The organism is uncultured Parabacteroides sp., from assembly GCF_902493135.1.
In the GTDB taxonomy this organism is placed as follows: Bacteria; Bacteroidota; Bacteroidia; order Bacteroidales; family Tannerellaceae; genus Parabacteroides.
The window spans coordinates 47,952-70,707 of record NZ_CABUOD010000018.1 but is presented as its reverse complement, the minus strand read 5'-3'; the positions used below and the strand labels follow the sequence as shown (position 1 = coordinate 70,707).

At 45.9% G+C, this 22,756-nt stretch carries 15 protein-coding genes; 7 read left to right on the top strand and 8 right to left on the bottom strand.

What is annotated here, in order from left to right; all coding sequences use genetic code 11:
- The first annotated feature begins 98 nt into the window (after positions 1-98).
- The 3 genes from serS (at position 99) to RDN79_RS10100 (ending at position 6,804) form a co-directional block, all read left to right on the top strand.
- Positions 99-1,373: a serine--tRNA ligase gene (serS, locus tag RDN79_RS10110; RefSeq protein ID WP_298546894.1), complete on the top strand. Its 1,275-nt coding sequence runs from the start codon at positions 99-101 to the stop codon at positions 1,371-1,373.
- A 120-nt stretch (positions 1,374-1,493) separates the two neighbouring features.
- The gene (locus RDN79_RS10105) at positions 1,494-2,291 is read left to right on the top strand and encodes a polysaccharide deacetylase family protein (protein WP_298546893.1); all 798 of its coding nucleotides are present in this window, start codon (positions 1,494-1,496) and stop codon (positions 2,289-2,291) included.
- Between the two features lie 28 nt (positions 2,292-2,319).
- Complete coding sequence (locus RDN79_RS10100) at positions 2,320-6,804, top strand: glycoside hydrolase family 2 TIM barrel-domain containing protein (protein WP_298546892.1); 4,485 nt, start codon at positions 2,320-2,322, stop codon at positions 6,802-6,804.
- 215 nt (positions 6,805-7,019) lie between these two features.
- Here the strand turns inward: RDN79_RS10100 and RDN79_RS10095 are convergent, their stop codons facing one another.
- The 6 genes from RDN79_RS10095 to RDN79_RS10070 all read right to left on the bottom strand — a co-directional run bounded on the left by RDN79_RS10095 (position 7,020) and on the right by RDN79_RS10070 (position 13,414).
- Positions 7,020-9,464: an FAD-dependent oxidoreductase gene (locus RDN79_RS10095; RefSeq protein WP_298546891.1), complete on the bottom strand. Its 2,445-nt coding sequence runs from the start codon at positions 9,462-9,464 to the stop codon at positions 7,020-7,022.
- An 8-nt stretch (positions 9,465-9,472) separates the two neighbouring features.
- Positions 9,473-10,450 carry a dihydroorotate dehydrogenase-like protein gene (locus tag RDN79_RS10090; protein ID WP_298546889.1) on the bottom strand — a complete coding sequence of 326 codons (978 nt, stop codon included), beginning with the start codon at positions 10,448-10,450 and terminating at the stop codon, positions 9,473-9,475.
- A gap of 85 nt (positions 10,451-10,535) precedes the next feature.
- Entirely contained in the window at positions 10,536-11,204 is a 669-nt protein-coding gene (locus RDN79_RS10085) for a YggS family pyridoxal phosphate-dependent enzyme (RefSeq protein ID WP_298546887.1), read from the bottom strand.
- Positions 11,201-11,707, bottom strand: a complete 507-nt coding sequence (locus RDN79_RS10080; RefSeq protein ID WP_298546886.1) for a DUF4494 domain-containing protein — start codon at positions 11,705-11,707, stop codon at positions 11,201-11,203. The genes RDN79_RS10085 and RDN79_RS10080 overlap by 4 nt, the downstream gene beginning before the upstream one ends.
- Positions 11,708-12,001: 294 nt before the next feature.
- Entirely contained in the window at positions 12,002-12,463 is a 462-nt protein-coding gene (ndk, locus tag RDN79_RS10075; protein WP_298546884.1) for a nucleoside-diphosphate kinase, read from the bottom strand.
- Positions 12,464-12,790: 327 nt separating this feature from the next.
- A complete protein-coding gene (locus RDN79_RS10070; RefSeq protein WP_298546882.1) occupies positions 12,791-13,414 on the bottom strand; it encodes a master DNA invertase Mpi family serine-type recombinase in 624 nt (207 codons plus the stop codon).
- A gap of 228 nt (positions 13,415-13,642) precedes the next feature.
- Here RDN79_RS10070 and RDN79_RS10065 point away from each other — a divergent pair, with 228 nt between their 5' ends.
- Positions 13,643-16,489, top strand: coding sequence for a bifunctional fucokinase/fucose-1-phosphate guanylyltransferase (locus RDN79_RS10065; protein ID WP_298546880.1), 2,847 nt, complete (start codon positions 13,643-13,645; stop codon positions 16,487-16,489).
- Between the two features lie 60 nt (positions 16,490-16,549).
- Here the strand turns inward: RDN79_RS10065 and RDN79_RS19070 are convergent, their stop codons facing one another.
- The gene (locus RDN79_RS19070; RefSeq protein ID WP_374044504.1) at positions 16,550-16,888 is read right to left on the bottom strand and encodes a DUF4372 domain-containing protein; all 339 of its coding nucleotides are present in this window, start codon (positions 16,886-16,888) and stop codon (positions 16,550-16,552) included.
- A 596-nt stretch (positions 16,889-17,484) separates the two neighbouring features.
- Positions 17,485-18,327, bottom strand: coding sequence for a S1 RNA-binding domain-containing protein (locus tag RDN79_RS10050; RefSeq protein ID WP_298546877.1), 843 nt, complete (start codon positions 18,325-18,327; stop codon positions 17,485-17,487).
- A gap of 190 nt (positions 18,328-18,517) precedes the next feature.
- Here RDN79_RS10050 and RDN79_RS10045 point away from each other — a divergent pair, with 190 nt between their 5' ends.
- Genes RDN79_RS10045 through RDN79_RS10035 form a run of 3 tightly spaced genes read left to right on the top strand, consistent with a single transcriptional unit; the run spans position 18,518 to position 22,740 of the window.
- Positions 18,518-19,318: a polysaccharide biosynthesis/export family protein gene (locus RDN79_RS10045; RefSeq protein WP_298546875.1), complete on the top strand. Its 801-nt coding sequence runs from the start codon at positions 18,518-18,520 to the stop codon at positions 19,316-19,318.
- Between the two features lies 1 nt (position 19,319).
- On the top strand, positions 19,320-20,924 hold the full coding sequence (locus tag RDN79_RS10040; RefSeq protein WP_298546873.1) for a Wzz/FepE/Etk N-terminal domain-containing protein: 1,605 nt from the start codon (positions 19,320-19,322) through the stop codon (positions 20,922-20,924).
- Positions 20,925-20,931: 7 nt separating this feature from the next.
- Entirely contained in the window at positions 20,932-22,740 is a 1,809-nt protein-coding gene (locus tag RDN79_RS10035) for an aminotransferase class I/II-fold pyridoxal phosphate-dependent enzyme (protein ID WP_298546871.1), read from the top strand.
- The last annotated feature ends 16 nt before the right edge of the window (positions 22,741-22,756 follow it).

The following is a 22,756-nucleotide window of genomic DNA, read 5'->3' as shown; positions in this document are numbered from 1 at the left end:
CCTTGTCGCCTAATTTGACTTTTAATTCTCAATTCTTAATTCTTAATTTAAGAACTCTGTGTATATTTGCAACTCAAATAAAAAAACATAATGAAAGTATGTTGACGCTTAAAGTAATTACGGAAGAAACAGACCGGGTGATTCGCGGTCTGGAAAAGAAACACTTTAAAGGTGCAGAGGAAAGCATTGCAAAAGTGATCGAATTGAACGATAAGAGACGTAGTGCGCAAAATCAATTAGATAAAAACCTGGCAGAGGTGAACCAGGCTTCGAAAACCATCGGCATGCTGATGAAGGAAGGTAGAAAAGAGGAAGCCGAGACTGCTAAGCAACGTGTTGCCGAGATCAAGGAAGCCAACAAGGCTATCCAGGCCGAAATGGACCAGGCGGCCGAAGATATGCAGAACCTGCTCTATACAATCCCGAACGTCCCTTACGACGAAGTCCCCGAAGGTGTCGGAGCCGACGACAATAAGGTTGAAAAGATGGGCGGTATGGAAACGGAACTGCCGAAAGACGCGCTGCCCCATTGGGAGTTGGCCAAGAAATATGATTTGATCGATTTCGATCTGGGCGTGAAGATCACAGGCGCCGGTTTTCCGGTTTACAAAGGACAAGGTGCACAGTTGCAGCGTGCGCTGATCAACTTCTTCCTGGATGAAGCCCGCAAATCCGGTTATACGGAAATCATGCCGCCGACGGTCGTGAATGCCGCTTCCGGCTATGGCACGGGCCAGTTGCCCGACAAGGAAGGACAGATGTATCATTGCGAAGTAGATGATCTTTATCTGATCCCGACAGCCGAGGTTCCGGTTACCAACATCTACCGTGATGTGATCCTCGATGAAAAGCAGTTGCCGATCAAGAATTGCGCCTATACGCAGTGTTTCCGCCGCGAAGCCGGCTCTTATGGAAAGGACGTGCGCGGACTGAACCGCCTGCATGAATTCTCCAAAGTGGAATTGGTCCGTATCGACAAACCGGAACACTCCAGACAGTCTCATCAGGAAATGTTGGATCACGTAGAAGGTCTGCTTCAGAAACTGGAACTACCCTACCGTATCTTGCGTCTTTGCGGCGGCGATATGAGTTTCACGGCTGCCCTCTGTTTCGACTTCGAAGTTTATTCGGAAGCCCAGAAACGTTGGTTGGAAGTAAGTTCGGTTTCTAACTTCGACAATTACCAGGCAAACCGCCTGAAATGCCGTTACCGTGACGAAAACAAAAAGACCCAGCTCTGCCACACGCTGAATGGAAGTGCATTGGCTCTGCCGCGTATCGTCGCTGCCTTGCTCGAAAACAACCAGACTCCCGAAGGCATCCGTATTCCGAAGGCGTTGGTTCCGTATACGGGATTTGATATGATTAAGTAAATAAGATAGAAACGTAAGGATGAGGCTACTTGCTTTTTTTGGTAAGTAGCCTTTTCTTTTTTTAGGGATTTTGCTCTTTGGTTCGTTTATATTATATAGGTATTTAAAAATAATATGAATATGAAACAACTATCCACATTTCTTTTGTTCTTATCCTTTTTTACGGGGATGCAGGCACAAATCTCCTGGCCGGACGGTAAAAAGGCTGCCATTGTATTGACTTACGACGACGGGCTGAAATCCCAGCGCGACATCGTGATGCCCCAGTTGGAGGCCAAAAACTTCCGGGGGACTTTCTTTCTCTACGGACAAGTTGTGAAAGACAGCGATGTCCCGGAGTGGCGCGAAGCCAGCAAGCGCGGACACGAATTGGGCAATCACAGCCTTTTCCATCCCTGCCTTGCCGGGACGGTCGAAACGTCCTCCTCTTCTCTTTGCCGCTCGCTCGAATGTTATTCGGTGAAAGATATGCTCACGGAGATCGGAATGATGAACAGTTTCCTGTATGCCATTGACGGAAAAAAAGAACATGCTTATGCGTATCCCTGCGGGCAGAGTGTTGCCGGCGGAGAAGACTATTCCCAACCCCTGCTGGACTCCGGGATGGTTAAGTATTGCCGTGGAGCGGCCGGTCGCCATGTGGTAGCTGATGCGAAGACGCTGAATTTCGCCCTGATCCCGACCCTACCCGCAATGACCGGATGCAAGGGCGGTGATCTGATCCGGTATGTACAGGATGCACTCGACAAACATGGATTAGGGATTATCGTATTCCACGGCGTAGGCGGCGATTACCTGACGGTCGATGCTGCCGAACATCAGAAGTTGGTAGACTTTTTGGCTGCCCATTCCGACGAAATTTGGGTTGGAACATTCTCTGAAGTGCTCGATTATGTAGCTGCTCAAGCGAAGAAGTAGAATTCTGTTTTTAATCTTGAAAAAACCAATGTATATACGATTATTCCTAATAATAGCAACCTTGTTGTATCCTGTTTTCCTACCGGGTTTCCGGGCATATGCCTCGGTCATAAGGATAACGGAAGAGATGGTAACGGACGAATCCGGGGCTGGCGAGTCGGAAAAAGAGGCTCCTTTGGTGAAGGTGGATATGTCGGGAGACTTTATCACCTATCTCTCCCCGTATTATGCTCTTTCCTGGGCAAAAGATTTTCCGATGATGTCCTACTTCAACATCGAGTCGGGTGGAAGAAACCGGCGCTATCAGGATAAGTCCTTGCTTCGTCCGGGAAAGGGGGGATGCCTGATCGGAAGGGGAGAGAGCTCTTTCGGTATGGTTTCGCCTGTCGTCTGCGATGGTTGGAAGACCCTTTACGAAGATGTCCCTTTCACGGAAGGAGGCCGGATGGATTGCGTGGTGTCTCCTTCCGGCGACCGCAGGTTCAAGGTCTCTGTCAGAAGTCGTTCGGAGGGCATCGAAGGCGAGTTTTTCCGCATTCATACCGCTCCGGATATATCGCCTGTTTCCGTATGGGCCGAAAAAACGGCACAGGAACCGTCTGCACAATATGACACTCCGGTTACATTCTTTACTCCCAAAATCATAAAAGCCTCTTTCCGCCTTCCCGCCGTCCTGCATTTTCCTGATTGCGGACTGGTGAAAGTGGAAGCCGATGCTCCGGGAGTCTACCTGCAGGAACATTTTGTTCCCGATTATGAGAATACCGGTCTATTGCTCGGTCCGTTCAACTGGGGAGGGCATGTCTGGCGTAAATCGATCCACATGGGTTCGGTTGTCCTCTCTTTTCATACGGACCAGCTGCTGAAAGAGGCCGGGCTTACCTTTACGGTCCTGGAAGAGAACTATCCGCAGATTCCCGGTTGCGACTTCTCGGATTCCAGGTTTGACGGGTTGAAACGCTGCTGGCAGAATGCCTTTACCGTCAACCCTGTTCATCAGACGATGGGCGACAATATCCTGCTCGAAGGCATCGGACACCTGTCATTGGCATTTAAGGCGGATATGATTCCTTTCACACCGCCGTTGTCCGGCACTTACTCCATGCGCGAAGCCTTGCGCACCTCCATCGAAGTCGCTTTGCGGGAACGGATCGGCGACAATGACCGGCTAAAGGATTACGGGTGGGAGAGTACCGAAGTGACGCTCATCTCCCTCTATGATTACTTGCTGGCAACGAACGACTGGGCTTTTGTCCGCCGTTACCAGGAGGAAATTTGTCGCCTCGTACGTGGTGTCCTGGCGACAGATACGGATGGGGACGGTATTTTCGAATCCCCTTTCCACGGGAATTACATGGACCCGAAGCGCGAAAGCCTCAACTGGTGGGACGACTTCGCTTTCGGCCATAAAGATGCCTATGTCAATTTGCAGGCTTATCGCGGCTTGACGGGAATGCAAAAAGTCCTGACGCTGCTCGGTTTGCCGGAAGAGGCTGCGACGGTCGGTCTACAACTCGATAAGTTCCGTTCGGCTTTCGATGCCACTTTCTATAATCCGCAGACCGGTATGTACGCCGGGTGGGTGAGTCGCAACGGCAGGATGCATGATTATCAGTTTACGTTTATCAGTTCGATGGCGATCAACGAAGGATTGGTTGCCGGCAAACGTGCCCGCAAGATTCTTCGGAAGATGTTGAAGAAGCTCGAAGAGGAAGGATATGATTATGTCTACGGCATACCCGGTCCGCTCGTCCCTGTTGCCAAGGAGGACAAAGGCTCTTGGGAAGAAATGACTCGTTGGGGACGGTATGAGAACGGTGGCCTTTGCGGCCAGGCTGCTTATCATTTCATCCAGGCTTTGTATAACGTCGGAATGCGTAGCGAAGCGGATAAAATCCTGTTCACGATGATGGCGACTTACGAACGCGAATACACTCATTCCGGCGTTTTCCCCGGTTACCTGCAAAGTGTGGACTGGCGGACGAAAGGGGGTGCTCCGACCGGCTATAACTATTTGGCGGATAATTATTATTTCCTGCTTGCCGCCGTTACCGGACATTACGGAATCGAATATCCGGAACTGAAAGCTCCGTCCACCGATCCCGCGTATGCCGCTGCTCTCTATGCCGACCGTCTGTTCGATGAGGGATGGAAGTTCAGTGAAGAGGCTCCGGCTGATGCCTCGGACGTCTCTTTTGACGATTCTTCCTGGCGGACGCTTACCCTTCCGCATGATTTCAGTATCGAACGGTGCTATCCGGACAATGGCAACTCGGTCGGCCCTTTCGTGAAGGGACTTAAAGATTCGATCTCCACGGGGAATCTGCCGGGCGGGACAGGCTGGTATCGCAAACGTTTCACATTGGACGAATGGACTTCCCGCCAGCAGGTCGGCGTTTGCTTCGACGGGATTATGGAGCGGTCGGATGTCTGGATCAACGGGCATCATCTTGGGCTTCATCCGAATGGCTATATGCCTTTCCGTTATGACCTGACTCCTTTTCTGAATCCTGCCGGAAAGGAGAATGTGATGGTGGTCCGTGCGTTCAATCCCGGTGACAATAGCCGTTGGTATCCCGGATCGGGTATTTACCGGCACGTTCGGCTGACCGTTTCCGGCAACCTTTTTATCCCGGACGAGGAGGTACAGGTACAGACTCCTGTCATTACACCTGGACTGGCAAAGGTCGAGATGACTCTTCCTGTCCACAATCGGATGGATGTGGAAGCCGGTGTGACGGTACGCCTTACCCTGGTTCGTCCTGACGGTACGGATGTCGTGACGAAAGAATGTTCGGGCAACGTTGCCGCGGGCGGTTCTCATACGTTCCGGTTTTCTGCCGATGTCGGGCAACCGGAACTCTGGTCGGTCGATCATCCTAATCTTTATGAGGCGCATGTCAGGCTGGTCTCAGCCGGTGAAACAACCGATTACTATCGGACCGCCTTCGGCATCCGATCGCTTGAGTTTTCGGTAGGCAGGGGATTTCTGCTGAATGGTAGTCCCGTTAAACTGAAAGGCGCTTGTCTGCATCATGATAATGGTTTGTTGGGAGCGGCTGCTTATGACGGGGCGGAGGAACGCAAGGTGCGTCTTCTGAAAGAGAATGGTTTCAATGCCGTTCGCACCAGCCATAACCCGCCGTCCAGGCAGTTCCTCGATGCCTGCGACCGTTTGGGGATGTTGGTGATCGATGAGGCTTTCGATATGTGGGAACATCCCAAGCGTGATCAGGATTACCATCTTTTCTTTCCGGAACATGCCGCGTCTGATATGGCGGCGTTTGTAAAACGTGACCGTAACCATCCCTCTGTCATCATCTGGAGCATCGGCAACGAGATTTACGAACGTGCCGACACCGCCGGACTACGGATTGCCCGGGAGCTGGTTTCCGTGGTCAAGTCTCTCGATGCGACCCGCCCTGTCACTCAGGCAATCTGCGCCTTTTGGGAACAGAAAGGGCGTGTGTGGGAGGAATCCGCACCGGCATATGCCTTGTTGGATTTAGGCGGCTACAATTATGAAACGAAGCAGTATCTTCCCGATCATGAGGCATATCCCGACCGTATGATGGTCGGTACCGAAAGTTTCCCTGTCGAGACCTTCGAAAACTGGAAGGCGGCAAACCTTTATCCTTTCGTACTGGGAGACTTTGTCTGGACAGGGATGGATTATATAGGTGAGGTCGGAATCGGTAACTTCAGCTATGTTGACGACGACAGGCCGTACTCGACTCCGACCCGTTCATGGCCTTGGTTCCTGTCCAATTGCGGAGACTTGGATATGAACGGGGACAAGAAACCGCAGTCGCTTTTCCGCGATGTGGTGTGGGGAAGGAGCGAATTGGAACTGCTTGTCCATGTCCCCGTTCCTGCCGGCAAGCGCGAAGTGCTTAGCAAATGGGGGTGGCCTGACGAGCATCCGCACTGGAACTGGAAGGGGCAGGAAGGGAAGAGACTAACGGTGCGTGCCTATTCTCGTTGTGATTCGGTCCGGCTTTATTTGAATGGAGAATGCTTGGGCACGAAAGCTGTGTCTGCCCGGCTTGCCGTAGACTTCGAAGTGCCGTTCTCGGCCGGCTGTCTCATGGCTGTCGGTATAAGGGACGGTCGGGAGATGGTTCATAAATCCCTGCAAACGACCGGGCAGCCGTGTCGTTTAGTCTTGCTTCCGGAAAAACGTGTTGTGTCTGCTGATCCGAATGATCTGGCTTATGTCAGGGTATGTGTGACGGATGAGGAGGGACGGATAGTTCCCGATGCCACTATTCGGTTGAAGATGACAGTCGAAGGGGATGGCATTCTGTTGGCTTCCGGCAATGCCGCTCCTGATGATATGCGAAGTTTCCGGAACCCGGCTTGCAGTACCTATCGGGGCCAATGCCTCGCGATTCTCCAACCTGGAACGAAAAGTGGCGCGATGCTCCTGAAGGTCATGGCTGAAGGAATGTCTGCTGTGGAGACGGAGATACGGATTGCTTCTGTGAAGTATGAACCGGCATTTGCTCATTGAGATCTATTCGGCAACCGAAGCCTGCCTTTTAAGCGACAGGCTTCTATTTTCAAAACACCGGTGATTCGATTTTAAAACATATATATGCTTTGCCATCGAAACACCGGCGTTTTGACAGGTAGGAACAACTTTGCCTTTTGCCAGCTTTGTGTTGATCCGCGTCCTGACTTATCCTTATGTTTATCCCGATGATTACCGGTGGTTCGCGAAGTGCATCAGATGAACAGGTTCACATTCGCCTCCTCTGCCCGTTCGAGGTAAGAAGCCACGCCGCCCAGCGTAACGTTGTCCATCAGCTCTTCTTTTTGCACGCCCATCACATCCATGCTCATGGTGCAGGCGATCATTTCCACGCCGTTGTCTACGGCTTGTCGGATCAGGCTTTCCAGGCTGTCGATCCGCTTTTGTTTCATGATAAAGCGCATCATCCGGCTACCGACACCTCCCATATTCATTTTAGACAGCTTGAGTTTGCCGCTGTGTGCCGGAAGCATCCAACCGAACATCTTGCCGAAAATATCTTTGGAGACTGCCGGCTTGTGCTGTTTCTTGATCACATTCAATCCCCAAAAAGTAAAGAACATGGTCACTTTCTTGCCGGTCGAAGCGGCTCCATTGGCAATGACAAAAGAGGCCAGTGCTTTGTCCAGGTCATCGCTGAAGACGATCAGTGTCTTGTTGTCGGCATTGTTACGCGAAATCTCGCAGGAAGTTGTTTTCTCCTGCTTGCGGATGGTGGCGGCAACCACCCCGTTTTTGTTTTCCAACGCAACCAGTTCTGCCCCCGTCATCTTACACCAGGAAGCGACATCCTTGCCGAAAGCCTGGTCAGTGGCAGTTATCTGGAGTTGTTCGCCGGCCTTCAACGTTTCGTAGTTCTTTTTCAGTTGCATCACAGGTCCGGGGCACATCAGTCCGCAGGCATCTACTTTCAACAGAGGAACCTGGGTAGCGGGGCATCCGCAATTTGTGTTTTCCGGCGATTCCGGTTTGCAGGGAACGATCTCCTTTACGGGTGCTGTCGCCATGCTCCACGTCTTGTATCCTCCGGACAGGTTGCGCACATGCTTGAAGCCATTCTGCACCAGGATGCGATAGGCCAGGTAACCACGCAGTCCGACTGCACAAGTTACGACGATCGGTTTCTCCTTCGGCAGTTCGCCTAAATGTTCGCGTAATTCGTCTACCGGTATGTTTATAAATCCGGGGATCGTGCCTAATTTATATTCGTCGCGTGTACGGACATCGATTCGAATCGTGTCGGCCGGAAGTTCGGCGAGTTCACGCCACTGGATGATCCGGGATTTTCCGCTCAATATGTTTTCAGCAACGAATCCGGCCATATTCACAGGATCTTTGGCCGACGAATAGGGAGGGGCATAGGCATGCTCCAATTCAGCCAGGTCGTAGACTGTCCCGCCTCGTTGTATTACTTGTTCCAGCATCTCGATGCGTTTGTCTACACCGTCGAAGCCGACAACCTGGGCGCCTAACAGCTTGCCGCTTTCCGGGGCGAACAATATCTTGATAGACAATGGAACGGCATCCGGGTAATATCCGGCATGCGACACTCCGTGGGTATAGGATGATATATAGGCGATATTATTCCGTTTCAACAATTTCGCATTGGCTCCGGTGGCGGCAACCGTCAGGTCGAATACTTTTGCGATGGAAGTTCCTATTGATCCCGGATATTTCTCTTTGTTGCCGAATACGATATTGTCCGCCACGATGCGCCCCTGCTTGTTTGCCGGTCCTGCCAGCGGGATGAGGGCCGGTTGCCCGGTTACGAGATGACGTACTTCGACTGCGTCGCCGAGGGCATATATGTTTGCATCGGAAGTTTGCATATAATCGTTTACGGCGATACCGCCCCGTTCTCCGATGGCGAGCCCTGCATCTTTGGCCAGTTTGGTTTCCGGGCGTACCCCGATGCTTAGTAAAACCATGTCGGTAGCGATCTGTTTGCCGCTGCGGAGGTGTACGGTCACACCACCGTCTTTTTCTTCAAAGCGGCTGACACCATCTTCCAAGTACAGCCCGACTCCCTTATCGGTCAGTTGCCGGTGCACGATTGCCGCCATCGAGAAGTCCAACGGCGCCATCACTTGGTCGGCCATTTCCACCACGTTGACCCGGATACCCAGTTCATGCAGGTTTTCCGCCATTTCCAGTCCGATAAAGCCGCCGCCCACAACGATAGCACGTTTCGGATTCTCCGTATTGACATAATTCTTGATCGTATCGGTGTCCGGCACGTTGCGGAGCGTGAATATCCTCTTGCTTCCAATCCCTTCGATACCCGGCCGGAGCGGTTCGGCTCCAGGCGAAAGTACCAGTTTGTCGTATGTCTCGGTGTATGTCTCGCCTGTGGACAGGTTCTTGACTTCCACTTCTTTTTTATCCGGACGGATGGCGGTTACCTCCTGTTCTGTGCGGATGTCGATCCGGAAACGGTCTGTGAAACCTTTCACTGTCTGTACGAACAGCTTTTCCCGGTTGTTGATCGTGTTACCTATATAATAAGGTAGACCGCAGTTTGCATACGATACATATTTCCCTCGCTCGAACAGGATGATATTGGCTTTTTCATCCATTCTGCGCAGACGTGCTGCAACGGTAGCTCCTCCGGCTACTCCTCCGACAATCAAGTAGTTCATATAGTTGTTTAATCTCTGTTGGAGAAGTATTTCATGAATTGTGAACGTTCATACATCGCCGGATTGGGGATGTTCGCATAGTTTAGTTTGCCTTTGAACTGATCAAGCGACTGGTAATGGGCCTGGTGCATCCATTCTTCGATGCAGGTGAGCACCTGTGAGATGATTTCTGCCCCATGTGTATAGACGGCGCTACACATCTGTACGGCATCGGCTCCTGCGAGCAAACATTTGATGACATCTTCCCAATCATGCACTCCGGTAGAGGAAGCAATGCTGATTCCGGGCACCTTGCCTGAAACGATTGCTGTCCAGCGAAGCGTATCGCTCAAGTCGGAATGGTTGCTGAAGACGTTGCCTGAGACAATTTGCATATTGTTGATGTCGATATCCGGTTGGTAAAAACGGTTGAAGAGGACGATCCCGTCTGCCCCGTTAACTGTCAGCGTATGGGCAACAGCCGGTATATTACCGACCATTTTGCTCATCTTGATCATGACAGGGATCGAAACCGTTTCTTTCACTTTGCGGATAATACTGACATACAAGTCGCGCATGTTTTCGCTGCTGTATGTGAGGTCTGTTTCCAGAAAGAACACGTTCAGTTCCAGAGCATCGGCTCCTGCCAATTCGATCTGGCGGGCAAATTCGACCCATGCATCCGATTTATAGCAGTTGATACTTGCGATAACCGGGATGGTACATTGTTCTTTTGTCTTCTGGATCAGTTCCAGATAACCGTTTATCTGATTTGCTTTTACATAGCCGCGTATGTAATCGGCCGCTTCGGGATAATCCGAATCCTGCATCAGTACATCGCTTTGCATTTCAATCTGCTCTTCGAAGAGTGATTTCAGCACGATCGCGCCGGCGCCGGCTTTTTCAAATTCCTTATTTCGTTCCGCGTTGTTTGTCAAACCGGAACTTCCGACGATAAGCGGGTTACGAAGTGTCAGGCCCGCATATTGTGTTTTAATGTCAATCATGTCAGATTCAATTATGTTCAACGATTACAAAAATAGAGAATTATTTTCTACCTTGTCTGTTCTTGCTCTTTAAAATGGTTAAAACTCAATATTCCCGTTCACCGAAAATGCTGGTTCCTATGCGTATCATCGTACTGCCTTCGCGAAGGGCGACCGGGTAGTCATGGCTCATTCCCATCGATAATTCGCAAAAATATTCGTCACCCTTGAATACCGAGTTTTTCAGTTCGGTGAATAGTTCATGAATCTTATGGAACTCATCCTGGATCTGCGTTGTGTCGTCAGTATTTGTCGCCATCCCCATCAGTCCGCATATCCGGATGTTGGGAAGTGTTTCGGGTGATAAACAGCGCAGCAGTTCGCGGCATTCGTCGGGGCTGAAACCATGTTTGGCTTCTTCCTGCGCGACGTGTATCTCCAATAGGACACGGACGATGCGGTCATGTTTGGCCGCCTGCTTGTTGACTTCCTGCAACAGTTTCAGCGAGTCAATGCTGTGTATGGTGTGAATGAACGGGGCGATGTCTTTCACTTTGTTGCTTTGCAACGGGCCGATGAAATGCCATTCGATGTCACCGGGCAAAACTTTTTGTTTAGCTGTCAGCTCTTGGGCCCTGCTTTCACCGAATACACGTTGTCCGGCATCGTAGGCTTCCTGTAAAGCCTCGGCGGGATGGAACTTGGAAACCGCCACCAGCGTAACACCTGCCGGTAGCGATGCTTTCAGTCTTGTTATATTCTCGGTGATGCTCATGCTTCTCTTGTTTCCGCCTGTTTTTTCTGTTCGGCAATCAGTTCTTCCTCGGATTTCTTTTCCGAAGGGACACTGTTGGCGTCAAAGGGGAAGACATCCATCAACTGGGTTTCCGTAACGGATGCGATGGTGTAATCGGCAAGCGTGCCCTTCATTCCGTCTTCCAATACGGCGATGGCATCTTTCAGGTTAGATGCCTGTGCCAGCATCTGTGCAGCGGTTTTCTTTTCGGCTCCGCTTTTTTCATCGAGGGTGATGAAGTAAACTTTGATCTTGTAGAAACGGTCGCCGTTTTCGTTGAAGAACAATTCCGACAAGCGGGCGCGTTTGATGTCTGTCACTGTAAACTCCCCGGATATGAAGGGACGGATTTCTTCAATGATGCGGGCTTCCGCTTCCGTGAATGACAGGGCGTCAACCAGATAAGGTTCCGTCACTTTCTTTTGCATTCCATTCTCCAAAACTTTTTCGAAGGAGACTTTACATTCAAACCAGTTATGCATATATTTATACGTTTTATTATGATGTCTGTATTTTTATTCCAAACGAGGTACAAATATAACGGCAATTCGGGAATTAAACAACGGGAACGGATTTCTTTGTCAATTATTGGAATCGTTGTGAACCTTTTGCCATGTGCTTCGGTTATATAAACGTAGTGTGTTTTTTCATGGTATTAGATTTTTAGATTAGTAATTAGGTTGTTTTGTCCGGTTCGAGAGGAATAGGGCAAAGGGTTCTAAAATATCAGAGCCGGAGGTATAAGGATTTCCTATACATTCCGGCTCTTTTACGTCTCAAAATTCATCATTGGCATAAATAGCCGGCAAGTTATTCATTTTGTAATCGAACAATTCGTCGTCATTGAAAAAACGTTTCAGTTCGATGGTTGCCGTTTCGGGTGAATCGGAAGCATGCACGATGTTTTCTTGTACGCTCATGCTGAAGTCGCCGCGGATGGTTCCCGGCTGCGCGTTCCTTCCGTTGGTGGAGCCGGCCAGTTGGCGAACGACATGTATGGCGTCTACCCCTTCCCAGCAACATACGATGACGGGACATGCCGACATGGCGTCTTTGATGCGTTGGAAGAATGGTTTTTCTTTCAGGTGTGCATAGTGTTCACTGAGGATATTATCTGTCAACCAGACCATTTTCATGCCTGTCAGTTGCAAACCCTTTTTCTCGAAGCGGGAGATTATTTCTCCAATCAGTCCTCGCTGAATGGTACAGGGTTTCAGGATAACAAGTGTCTTTTCCATACTGTTCATGTTTATAAGATTCGACGTATATGCCAAAGATAAAACAATTATTTCTAATAAGTTAATTTGTCGTATAATATTCAATAAAGATTTTGAAATAGAGGGGGAGCCGGAAGGGAAATATTCGTTTTACTGGAGGAAAGAATAAAGCGCACAAAACCTACCGCACACTGGTGGCTCAGTGTGCAGAGGTATTGGATTATTTAGTATGCGGACCATTTTGCCTGGTTGAGGCATGCCGTATTGACTGATAATAAATTACCTCAAAAACAATTTATTAAGGTTACATAGATTAACATCCAGACAATTAAAGCCATGAAGGTCCGATTACTTAATATATCTATATTTTCTCCAGTCAGGGAATGTATCTCGAAGGAAATCGCGGAGAGTTTGACGGTTTACTCCGAATTTCTCGGCGATTTCATTCATCGAACATTTCTCATTGATCATTTTGCGGATGACATTTTCTTTTCCGGACAACCTGACCTGCATGGTCTTTTTGCCTTTCGGACGACCGAGTTTCGTACCTTCCGCTTTTTTACGTGCAAGTGCTTCGCGGGTACGTTGTGAGATCAGATTACGTTCGATTTCTGCACTCAGACTAAAGGCGAAGGCGAGAATCTTACTATTGATATTGTTCCCTAATTCATAACGTTCTTTGACTGTAAGGACGATGATATCCCGCTCCATACATTGGTGGAGGAAACTCATGACCTGCATCAAATTACGTCCAAGCCTTGATAGCTCTGTTGTTACGAGTGTATCACCTTTACGAATCTGCTTTAATAATCTGCCAAGTTGGCGATCCGATACACTCGTTGTCCCGCTGATTGTTTCGTCTACCCAACGTTCGATACGGAAACCTTTCGCTTTTGAATAGTTTTCAATCTCGAAACGTTGATTTTCAGTACTCTGTTTATCCGTACTGACTCTTACATAACCGTATATCATACCATCTGAATATTAAGTGAATAACTAAAGATACTTCAGAAATAGAAATGAAAGGGTGGGATTAGTATTTACCAACTTTTTTTATTGTCGTATGATTATAAGAGCGAATTCCCTCTACAAAGGTGGATATAATAATTTAAACGAAACAGCCTCTGAAAGTAAAAATTAAATTAAATTTTACGCAGTAAAAGGGGAAAGAAGTACATTTGCCGGAAAGAATAGTGAGATATGAGGAAATTATTGTCGCTGCCGCCTAATCTGGTTGGCAGTTTTCATGAGATAGCAAATGCCGATCCGGCAGATTGGTTTTGTACGTCTGACCCTGTAGGTGCCCGTTTGGGATCGGGCGGAGGAACGACTTGGTTGCTTGAAGCTTGCCGCCGGGACGACGATACTGCCGGAACGTTGCCGGCCGGAGAATGGTTGGCGCGTGAAAAGCGGATTTTGTTGCATGCGGGAGGGCAGAGCCGACGATTACCTGGGTATGCACCTTCGGGCAAGATCTTGACGCCCATTCCGGTGTTCAGGTGGGCAAGGGGACAGAAATTATCTCAAAACCTCCTTTCGCTCCAGCTTCCGCTGTATGAGGAGATCATGCGCAAAGCGCCGGATTCGCTGCATACGCTGATTGCCAGTGGTGACGTTTATCTGCGAAACAGCGAGCCGTTGCAGGAGATTCTTGAGGCCGATGTTGTCTGTTACGGTTTGTGGGTGGATCCTGCACTTGCCACTCGCCACGGGGTCTTCGTGTCGGACCGCAAATCTCCCGACCAGCTTGATTTCATGCTTCAGAAACCCACTCTCGATGAGTTGGGGCGACTGGCAGGTACGCACCTTTTTCTGATGGATATAGGCGTCTGGCTGCTCAGTGACCGGGCGGTGGAACTACTGATGAAACATTCCTACAATCCGGGTGGAAAGCAGCTGAAGGAATACGACCTGTATTCCGAGTTCGGTCTTGCTCTTGGTGCTCATCCGCGTATAGCCGACGAAGAGTTGAATGCGTTGACTGTTGCTATCCTGCCATTGCCGGGTGGTGAGTTTTATCATTATGGTACGAGCCGGGAACTGATTTCCTCGACGCTGTCGGTGCAGAACCTTGTACGTGACCAGCGGGCGATCATGCAGCGCAAGGTGAAACCACATCCTGCCATGTTTGTCCAGAACGCCGAAGTTTGTTGTCCGTTGACCTCCGGCAATTCCGAGCTGTGGATCGAAAACAGTTTTGTAGGGAAACGATGGATACTTGCCGATCGGCATGTGATTACGGGTGTCCCGGTAAACGATTGGGAGTTGCACATCCCTTCCGGTGTATGCATTGATGTCGTGCCTGTCGGCGAAGAAGGCTGGGTGGCGCGCCCGTATGGTTTCAATGATACTTTCAAAGGGAATACAAAGGATGAGTCGACGCTCTTCATGGGGCGTTCTGTCGTGGAATGGGCTGCGGAGCGGGCTGTTTGCCTGCCGGAGTGTGCCGACATACAGAATGCGGCCTTGTTTCCTGTTTGCCGGAATATGGACGAGTTAGGTGTTGCGTTACGTTGGATGGTATCTGAACCCCATCTGGATGAAGGACGCAGGGTGTGGGAGGCGGCTGAAAAGATGTCTGCAAACAGGCTTTCCGACTGTGCGAATCTCCGCCGCCTGTTTGCCCAGCGTGAAGCGTTCAGGAAGAAAAACTGGCCGATGCTTGCGGCCAATCATGATAAAAGTATTTTCTATCAATTGGATCTGGCGGATGCCGCCTCTGAATTTGTTTCCAAAGGGATTACGTTGCCTGGGGGATTGTCGGAGGATGCTCCGCTGATGAAGCGTGTGCATGACCATATGTTCCGTGCCCGTGTCCTGCAACTTTCAGGAGATGACCGGGGCATGGTGGAACAGCAGCAGGCGTTCTCACTGTTGCGTGAAGGCCTGATCGGTACGATTGCTGATGAAAAACAGACGCCTCGCCTTAATGTCTATCGCGATCAGATTGTCTGGGGGCGCAGTCCCGTGCGTATCGACTTGGCAGGAGGATGGACGGATACGCCTCCTTACTGCATGTATGCCGGTGGCAATGTCGTGAACGTGGCGATCGAGTTGAACGGACAACCTCCCTTGCAGGTCTATGTAAAGCCGGCTCGCGAGTATCGTATCCTTCTTCGTTCCATTGATATCGGGGCGATGGAGAGCGTTTCGACTTGGGACGAACTGCGTAACTTTAACAAGGTCGGCTCTCCTTTCTCTATCCCGAAAGCGGCACTGGCTCTGGCCGGGTTTACACCCGAATTTTCAGCAAGCCGTTATGTTTCGTTGGAAGAGCAACTGAAAGCATTCGGCTGCGGGTTGGAAGTGACGTTGCTCGCTGCCATTCCTGCCGGTTCCGGTCTGGGAACCAGTTCGATTCTCGCGGCTACGGTATTGGGTGCATTGTCGGATTTCTGCGGCTTGGCGTGGGATAAGAACGAGATTGGTAACCGGACTCTGATCTTGGAGCAACTGCTTACGACCGGAGGCGGATGGCAAGATCAGTACGGAGGTGTGTTACATGGTTTGAAACTGTTGCAAACGGGTGAGGGGTTCCACCAGAATCCGTCGGTACGCTGGCTGCCGGAATATCTTTTTACCGAACCGGAATATCGTGCTTGCCACCTGCTTTACTATACGGGAATTACCCGTACGGCGAAGGATATCCTTGCTGAAATCGTACGCGGAATGTTCTTAAACAGTGGGCTCCATCTTCGTCTGCTTTCTGAAATGAAAGGGCATGCATTGGATATGTACGAGGCTATTCTTCGGGGTGATTTCGCTTCTTATGGCCGATTGGTCGGCAAAAGTTGGGAACAAAACAAGGCGCTTGATGCCGGGACAAATCCGCCTGCTGTAGAACAGCTTATCTCTCGCATCAAAGATTACACTCTGGGGTATAAACTTCCAGGTGCCGGAGGAGGAGGTTACCTTTATATCGTAGCCAAAGATCCGGAAGCCTCTTTGCAGATCCGCCGTCTTCTCACAGCCGACCCGCAGAATAAAAATGCCCGTTTTGTCGAAATGAGCTTGTCGGATAAGGGGCTGCAGGTGAGCAGGTCGTAAGGCGTTGCGATGTTTTGCTTGCGTGTAGGCGGATCTCGATTCGGGATGGCGATTTCCGGATTATGTTTCAGGTCTTGGCGAAAGGGCGACCGCATATTTCTTGATGAGCAGATACCCGCATCCTCCGATGAAAGCGAGGAAGATGAATGTTACCAGAATCAACAATTTCTTGGGAGAGGAAGTTTTGAGAGGAACAGTTGCCGGTTCTATAATGGTGTAGACCGGCGTTTGTTCCTGTACTCGGAGTTTATCTTGTCCGAACATCATTGCAAGGAACTGATTCCAACAGGTCAAATGCTTGACATAACGGTCTCCGTTATACTTGCGGACAAGGTAATTGAAGGGATTACGGTCCAAGAAGGATACTAATTGTGAGAAAACGTATTTTTCTTTGTTCATTGCGACTCTGTTGTTGATGTCGCAAAATTACGATTTCAAATCCGTTGACTCGAGAAGCCTCTGTAACTAACTCTGATTTTAATGGGACGGTAGTGAGCTTGAGAAGTAACAATCGGCAGGAATAAAACGTTTTGGCTTTTGATTGAAATTGTGGTATTTTAGAAACCGTTTCCTGAAAATTGTGGAGATAACGTGAAGGCGGTCCTTGTTCACAATACTAAAAATGAGGATGATTACTTATTTGTAAAATGTTTTTTATGTTGTAAATGATTGGTATTTAGTGGTATGGCAATTCTGCGTTTTGGAATTAACCAAATAATTCGAATTTAATTTGTTTATATCAATTAATTAGCCGTCCTTTGTATCAGAGAAAAGGAAACTCCTTTTCTAAATTTAATCAGAAGTTTGTACCAGTAAAGTGGAGGTGTTCAGATTTGAAGAGAATATCTCATTTTAAGTCTATTTTTTGGCTAAAACGATAACTATGATGGAGCGGGAGTATAGATTTATCTATCTCCCGCTTTTATTAGTAATCAAAACCAAACTACTACACCGTATTGTTCTATCTTCCAAAGTCCTATTGAAATATGTATTTGTTATTTGTCTTTATCGATTAACCGGATTCCTTCAGTTTCGATATCGATTATCTTTTGTTTGTAAAGAGCCCCGATTGCTTGTTTGAATGCTTTTTTGCTACAGCGAAATAAAGAATAAATAAGTTCGGGTTCGCTTTTATCATGGACGGCAACGTATCCTCCTTGGGCTTTGAGCGAATCCAAAATTGTCTTGGCAATACCTTCGACCTTTTGATATCCTAAAGGCGTAAGGCTGACATCTATCTTTTCGTCTTCCCTAATTTCTTTGATGTACCCTTTTAGATGTTCCCCTTTTTCCAGACGTTGAAAAACCTCACTGTGATAGACCAATCCCCAATGAGCATTGTTGATAATTACTTTATATCCTATTTCAGTATCTTCTGCAACCAGCAAATCGACTTCCTGATTAAAAGAATAATTCGGTATTACATTGTCCAGATATTTATCGATTCTTGCGGAGGCTACTATACGTCCGGTAACATGATCTACGTGTACGTATACCAAGTACCATTTCCCTTCCCGCATGGGCATTTTTTGTTCCTTAAAAGGAACCAACAAATCTTTCATTAATCCCCATTCCAAGAAAGCGCCAGTATTATTAACAGATTTTACTTCCATAAACTGAAATTCTCCTGCCTGGGCAAGTGGTTTGGCCGTCGTTGCGATCAATCTCCCTTCATTGTCATGATAAATAAAAACTTCGACTTCATCTCCCGGTTTTACGTTTTTGGGCACATAACGGGCCGGCAACAGTATTTCCACTCCGTCTCCACCATCCAAATAAACCCCAAAGTCCAGATCCTTTACGATCTTTAATGTATTATATTTTCCTATTTCTACCATGATTCCATTTGTTTTCTGACAAAAGTACGGGAAAATAGCTTAATATCCTATATTTTTTATTTCTCAAGCAGCAATATACCCAAATTTGCATCGTTATAGTTGTAATAGTTTTTATAAGGAGTTTTTAGATGGATGGTTCCTCTGAAAGTTGTATCTTTGCAGTTCTAATTTTGAAATACTTATTAAAAGCATGAATTTGAAATATTATTTGTTTGCCCTTTTTTGTGGATTGATGTGTGCGTGTTCGGCGCCAAAGGATGTGATTTATTTTCAGGGTATAGATGATTTGACACCTGATAAGTTGGCTGAGATGAGCCAAGCATATACCATTAAAATAGAGAATGATGATCTTTTATCAATTAATGTAACGGCTTGGGATCCTGTTGCTGTTACACCATTTAATCCTCCAGTATTTGCATATTCATCACAAGGAGAACAGCCTTTAATCGCTTCTGAATCAATGTATACTTATTTGGTGGATGAAGAAGGATGCATAAATTTTCCAATTATAGGAAAGGTGCATGTGGCTGGATTGACTCGTCAAGAAATTTCTAAAAAATTGGAATCAAAGATTTCTAAATATGTGAAAGATCCTTTAGTAAATGTTCAACTTCTTAATTTTAGAATAGTACTAATGGGGGAGTTTTCACGTCCTGGCTCATATTCGGTAAAAAGGGATAGGGTTTCGGTTCTTGATGCCATAGGTATGGCTGGGGATTTACCTCTTACAGCAAATAGAAAAAATATTTTGGTGATACGAGACAACAATGGATTAAAAGAAACATGTCGTTTGGATATTACTAATCCTAACATATTCGAATCTCCATATTTTTATTTAAAGCAAAATGATATTGTATATGTAGAACCTATAGAAACAAAACAACGTGCAAGAACCAGCTCTGATCGTCAATTTACAATATCATTGTTTTCGACAGTAATCAGTTCTTTGTCCGTGATTGTTGCGATGGTGTTAAGCTTAACAAATAAGTAATATGGAAAATATGCAGAAAGATAGTGAGACTATAAGTCTGAAAAAAATAATAGTAGATTATTTATATCATTGGAAAGTCTTTTTAGTTGCAGCCTGTATTTCATTAGTTTGCGCAATACTATATATGGTGCTTTATCCTCAAACTTATGAATTTGTGGCTCGAATTAAGATTCAAGAAGATAAAAATATTGGGAGTGGTGGAAGCATGGGATTGGGAGAGGCTGCCGGATTAATGAAATCGTTTGGACTAGGAAATATTTCAGGGGGAGCTGTCAATATAGATGATGAAATAGCTATAATGTCTTCTAATGATTTGTTGAAAAAAGTTATTATTCGTTTGGGGCTAAATGTTACATATAAGAAACAATATTCATTGATTTCTTTATATGAAGATTCTCCTTTATTAATTATTCCGGATTCTTTGACTCAAGAAAATTTGGATTGCTTTGTTTCATTTAAAATAGAGGTAAGTAAAAATGGCGCTGTTTTGATAAAAATGAAAGAAACTAGTGAAGAATACTCCTTTGCCTCATTGCCTAGTCAGCTTCGGGTTCCAGAAGGTGTGTTTGATATATTATATAGAACAGAAGGGGGTGTGAAGAGTAAAATAGAAAAGCCTTTCTCCTTGGATGTATCTATATCTCCTGCAGGTTGGATGGCTGAAGATTTGGCAGAAGCAATAACTGTTGATGAGTTTTCTAAAAATGCGAATACATTAGAACTGTTCTATTTGGATTATTCAAAAAAACGTGGTAAGGATCTGTTGAATACTTTAATGGAAGAGTATAATAATAGTTCGGAGTGTGTAAAAAAGGAAGAAGGGCGTAAAGCTATGACTTTTTTAGATGTCCGTATCAATGGCGTTTTACAGGAACTAAATAGTATTGAACATACTATTGAAACTTATAAGATTAAGAATAAATTGACAGATATAGAATATGATGTTCAATTTTATGCTGATGCTGTGAAAAATATCCGAGAAAAGATTATAGAATTTGAAGCACAGAATCATATCATTAATTTGTTAGATGCTTATGTGAAGGATCCTAAAAATAAGTATAGTGTAATTCCTGCCATGTTGTCTGCTGATGGCGAAAAAGGTGGAGCTATATCTGTTTATAATGAGGCTTTAATGGAAAGAGACAAAATAACTAAATCCGCAAACTCTGTGAATCCTTTGTCTGAAATAGCTGATTCTCAGATAGACAAATTAAGAGATGGGGTTGTGTTGGCTATTGATAATGCACGAAAAAGTTCTCAGTTTGTATTGAATGACCTTAAGTCTCAAGAAAAAGCAATTATGGATAAGATGGACTATGTTCCTACATATGAAAGAGAATATCTTGATTTTAAACGACAGCAGGAAATTCTTCAAGGAGTGTATTTAATACTTTTGCAGAAGAGAGAAGAAGTTGCTTTGTCTTTGGGCCAAGAGCGTGATAAGGGATTTATTGTAGATGCTGCAGTTGCTAAATATCGTCCTGTAGCTCCAAGAAAACTTTTTGCTGTTTTGGGGTTTCTGATTTTGACAATTGTAATTCCGATGGGATATTTGTTTACAAAACAGCAATTACGAGATTTGATAGATATTTATAAAAGAAAGTGAGAATCATATGCAAGTTATTATATTAGCCGCAGGGATGGGGAAGCGTTTGGGGGAACTTACCCTGAATAATACAAAATGTATGATTCGGGTAAATGGTGTGACTTTAATTGAGCGTGTTTTGACTCAATTCTCCAAATTGAAGTTGAATAAGGTTATTATGGTAATCGGCTATAAGGGGGAGGAGCTCCGTAGTTTTATTGGTGATTCATATAAAGGTCTACCGATTGAATATATTACAAATCCGATTTATGACAAAACAAATAATATCTATTCATTGTCTTTAGCAAAAGAGCAGTTGCAGCAGGATGATACTTTGCTTATTGAATCTGATCTTATTTTTGAAGATAAGGTATTGGATAAAATTTTATCAGATCCGTTCCCTAACATTGCATTGGTAGCCAAGTATGAGAGTTGGATGGATGGTACAGTTGTAATGTTAGATAATGACAATAACATTCTAAACTTTGTCGTAAAAAAAGCATTCAATTTCGATCATAAAGAATTTTACTATAAGACAGTCAATATCTATAAATTCAGTAAAGAGTTTTCAAGAACTCATTATGTTCCATTTTTGGATGCATATATCAATGCATTGGGAAATAACGAATATTACGAGCAGGTCTTGCGTGTAATTGCATTGTTGGATAAGCCGGATTTAAAGGCGTTACCGCTCCACTGTGAAAAATGGTATGAAATTGACGATATTCAGGACTTAAGTAATGCAGAAACTATTTTTGCGAAAAAGGAGAATCAGTTGGTTCGTTATCAAAAGCGATATGGTGGTTATTGGAGATTTCCTTCATTGTTGGATTTTTGTTATTTGGTTAATCCTTTCTTTCCTTCTTTGAAGATGAAGAAAGAGATGCGAGCAAATTTTGATATTTTATTGAGTGAGTACCCTTCAGGGTTGAATGTAAATTCTTTGTTGATTGCAAAATATTTCGGATTGGCACAACAATATGTTTGTCCGGGAAATGGTGCTGCTGAATTGATAAAATATTTAGTGGACGAATTAACAGGCCGTTTAGGTGTTGTTTTTCCGACTTTTGAGGAATATCCTAATCGTATGCAGGAGGATAAGGTGATTGCTTATATTCCACAGAATGAAGATTTTTCTTATACGGCTGATGATTTAATGGAATTTTTTGCGTTTCGTGAAGTTGCAGCTATTTTATTGATTAATCCGGATAATCCTTCTGGAAATTTTATTCCGAAAGCGGACGTAATTCGTTTAGTTGAATGGTGCAAGGATAAGAAGGTGACATTAGTTGTCGATGAATCTTTTGTCGATTTTTCTGAACAATCAGTAGAAAATACTTTGTTGATTAATGGAATACTTGAAGAAAATCCCAATTTGGTGGTTGTGAAAAGTATATCTAAGTCTTATGGTGTACCTGGGTTACGGTTAGGTGTCTTGGCTTCATCTAATTTACAATTGATCGATCATGTACGCAAAAATGTTCCAATATGGAATATCAATTCATTTGCAGAGTTTTATATGCAGATATTTAATAAATATGAACAGGATTATAAGTTGGCGTGTCGTTTGTTTATCCGTGAGCGAGATCGTTTTTATGTGGATTTGCAGCAGATAGGTTATCTTCGTATCATACCTTCACAGGCAAACTATTTCTTGTGTGAGGTACTCCGCAAATATTCTTCCAAAGATTTGACGGAATTACTTTTGAATGAATATAATATTTTAATAAAGGATTGTGGAACGAAGAAGGCTTTTCGGAATGGTGAATATATACGGATAGCCGTACGTTCAACTTCGGACAACCTACGTTTAATAGAAGCTTTAAAAGAATTGTAATTATAAAAAAGAAAGC

Coding starts and splice junctions, on each gene's coding strand:
- RDN79_RS10085 (WP_298546887.1), bottom strand. CDS start 11,204: ATGAGCATCACCGAGAATATAACAAGACTGAAAGCATCGCTACCGGCA.
- serS (WP_298546894.1), top strand. CDS start 99: ATGTTGACGCTTAAAGTAATTACGGAAGAAACAGACCGGGTGATTCGC.
- RDN79_RS10100 (WP_298546892.1), top strand. CDS start 2,320: ATGTATATACGATTATTCCTAATAATAGCAACCTTGTTGTATCCTGTT.
- RDN79_RS10105 (WP_298546893.1), top strand. CDS start 1,494: ATGAAACAACTATCCACATTTCTTTTGTTCTTATCCTTTTTTACGGGG.
- RDN79_RS10065 (WP_298546880.1), top strand. CDS start 13,643: ATGAGGAAATTATTGTCGCTGCCGCCTAATCTGGTTGGCAGTTTTCAT.
- RDN79_RS10090 (WP_298546889.1), bottom strand. CDS start 10,450: ATGATTGACATTAAAACACAATATGCGGGCCTGACACTTCGTAACCCG.
- RDN79_RS10080 (WP_298546886.1), bottom strand. CDS start 11,707: ATGCATAACTGGTTTGAATGTAAAGTCTCCTTCGAAAAAGTTTTGGAG.
- RDN79_RS10070 (WP_298546882.1), bottom strand. CDS start 13,414: ATGATATACGGTTATGTAAGAGTCAGTACGGATAAACAGAGTACTGAA.
- RDN79_RS10040 (WP_298546873.1), top strand. CDS start 19,320: ATGGAAAATATGCAGAAAGATAGTGAGACTATAAGTCTGAAAAAAATA.
- RDN79_RS10035 (WP_298546871.1), top strand. CDS start 20,932: ATGCAAGTTATTATATTAGCCGCAGGGATGGGGAAGCGTTTGGGGGAA.
- RDN79_RS10095 (WP_298546891.1), bottom strand. CDS start 9,464: ATGAACTACTTGATTGTCGGAGGAGTAGCCGGAGGAGCTACCGTTGCA.
- ndk (WP_298546884.1), bottom strand. CDS start 12,463: ATGGAAAAGACACTTGTTATCCTGAAACCCTGTACCATTCAGCGAGGA.
- RDN79_RS19070 (WP_374044504.1), bottom strand. CDS start 16,888: ATGAACAAAGAAAAATACGTTTTCTCACAATTAGTATCCTTCTTGGAC.
- RDN79_RS10050 (WP_298546877.1), bottom strand. CDS start 18,327: ATGGTAGAAATAGGAAAATATAATACATTAAAGATCGTAAAGGATCTG.
- RDN79_RS10045 (WP_298546875.1), top strand. CDS start 18,518: ATGAATTTGAAATATTATTTGTTTGCCCTTTTTTGTGGATTGATGTGT.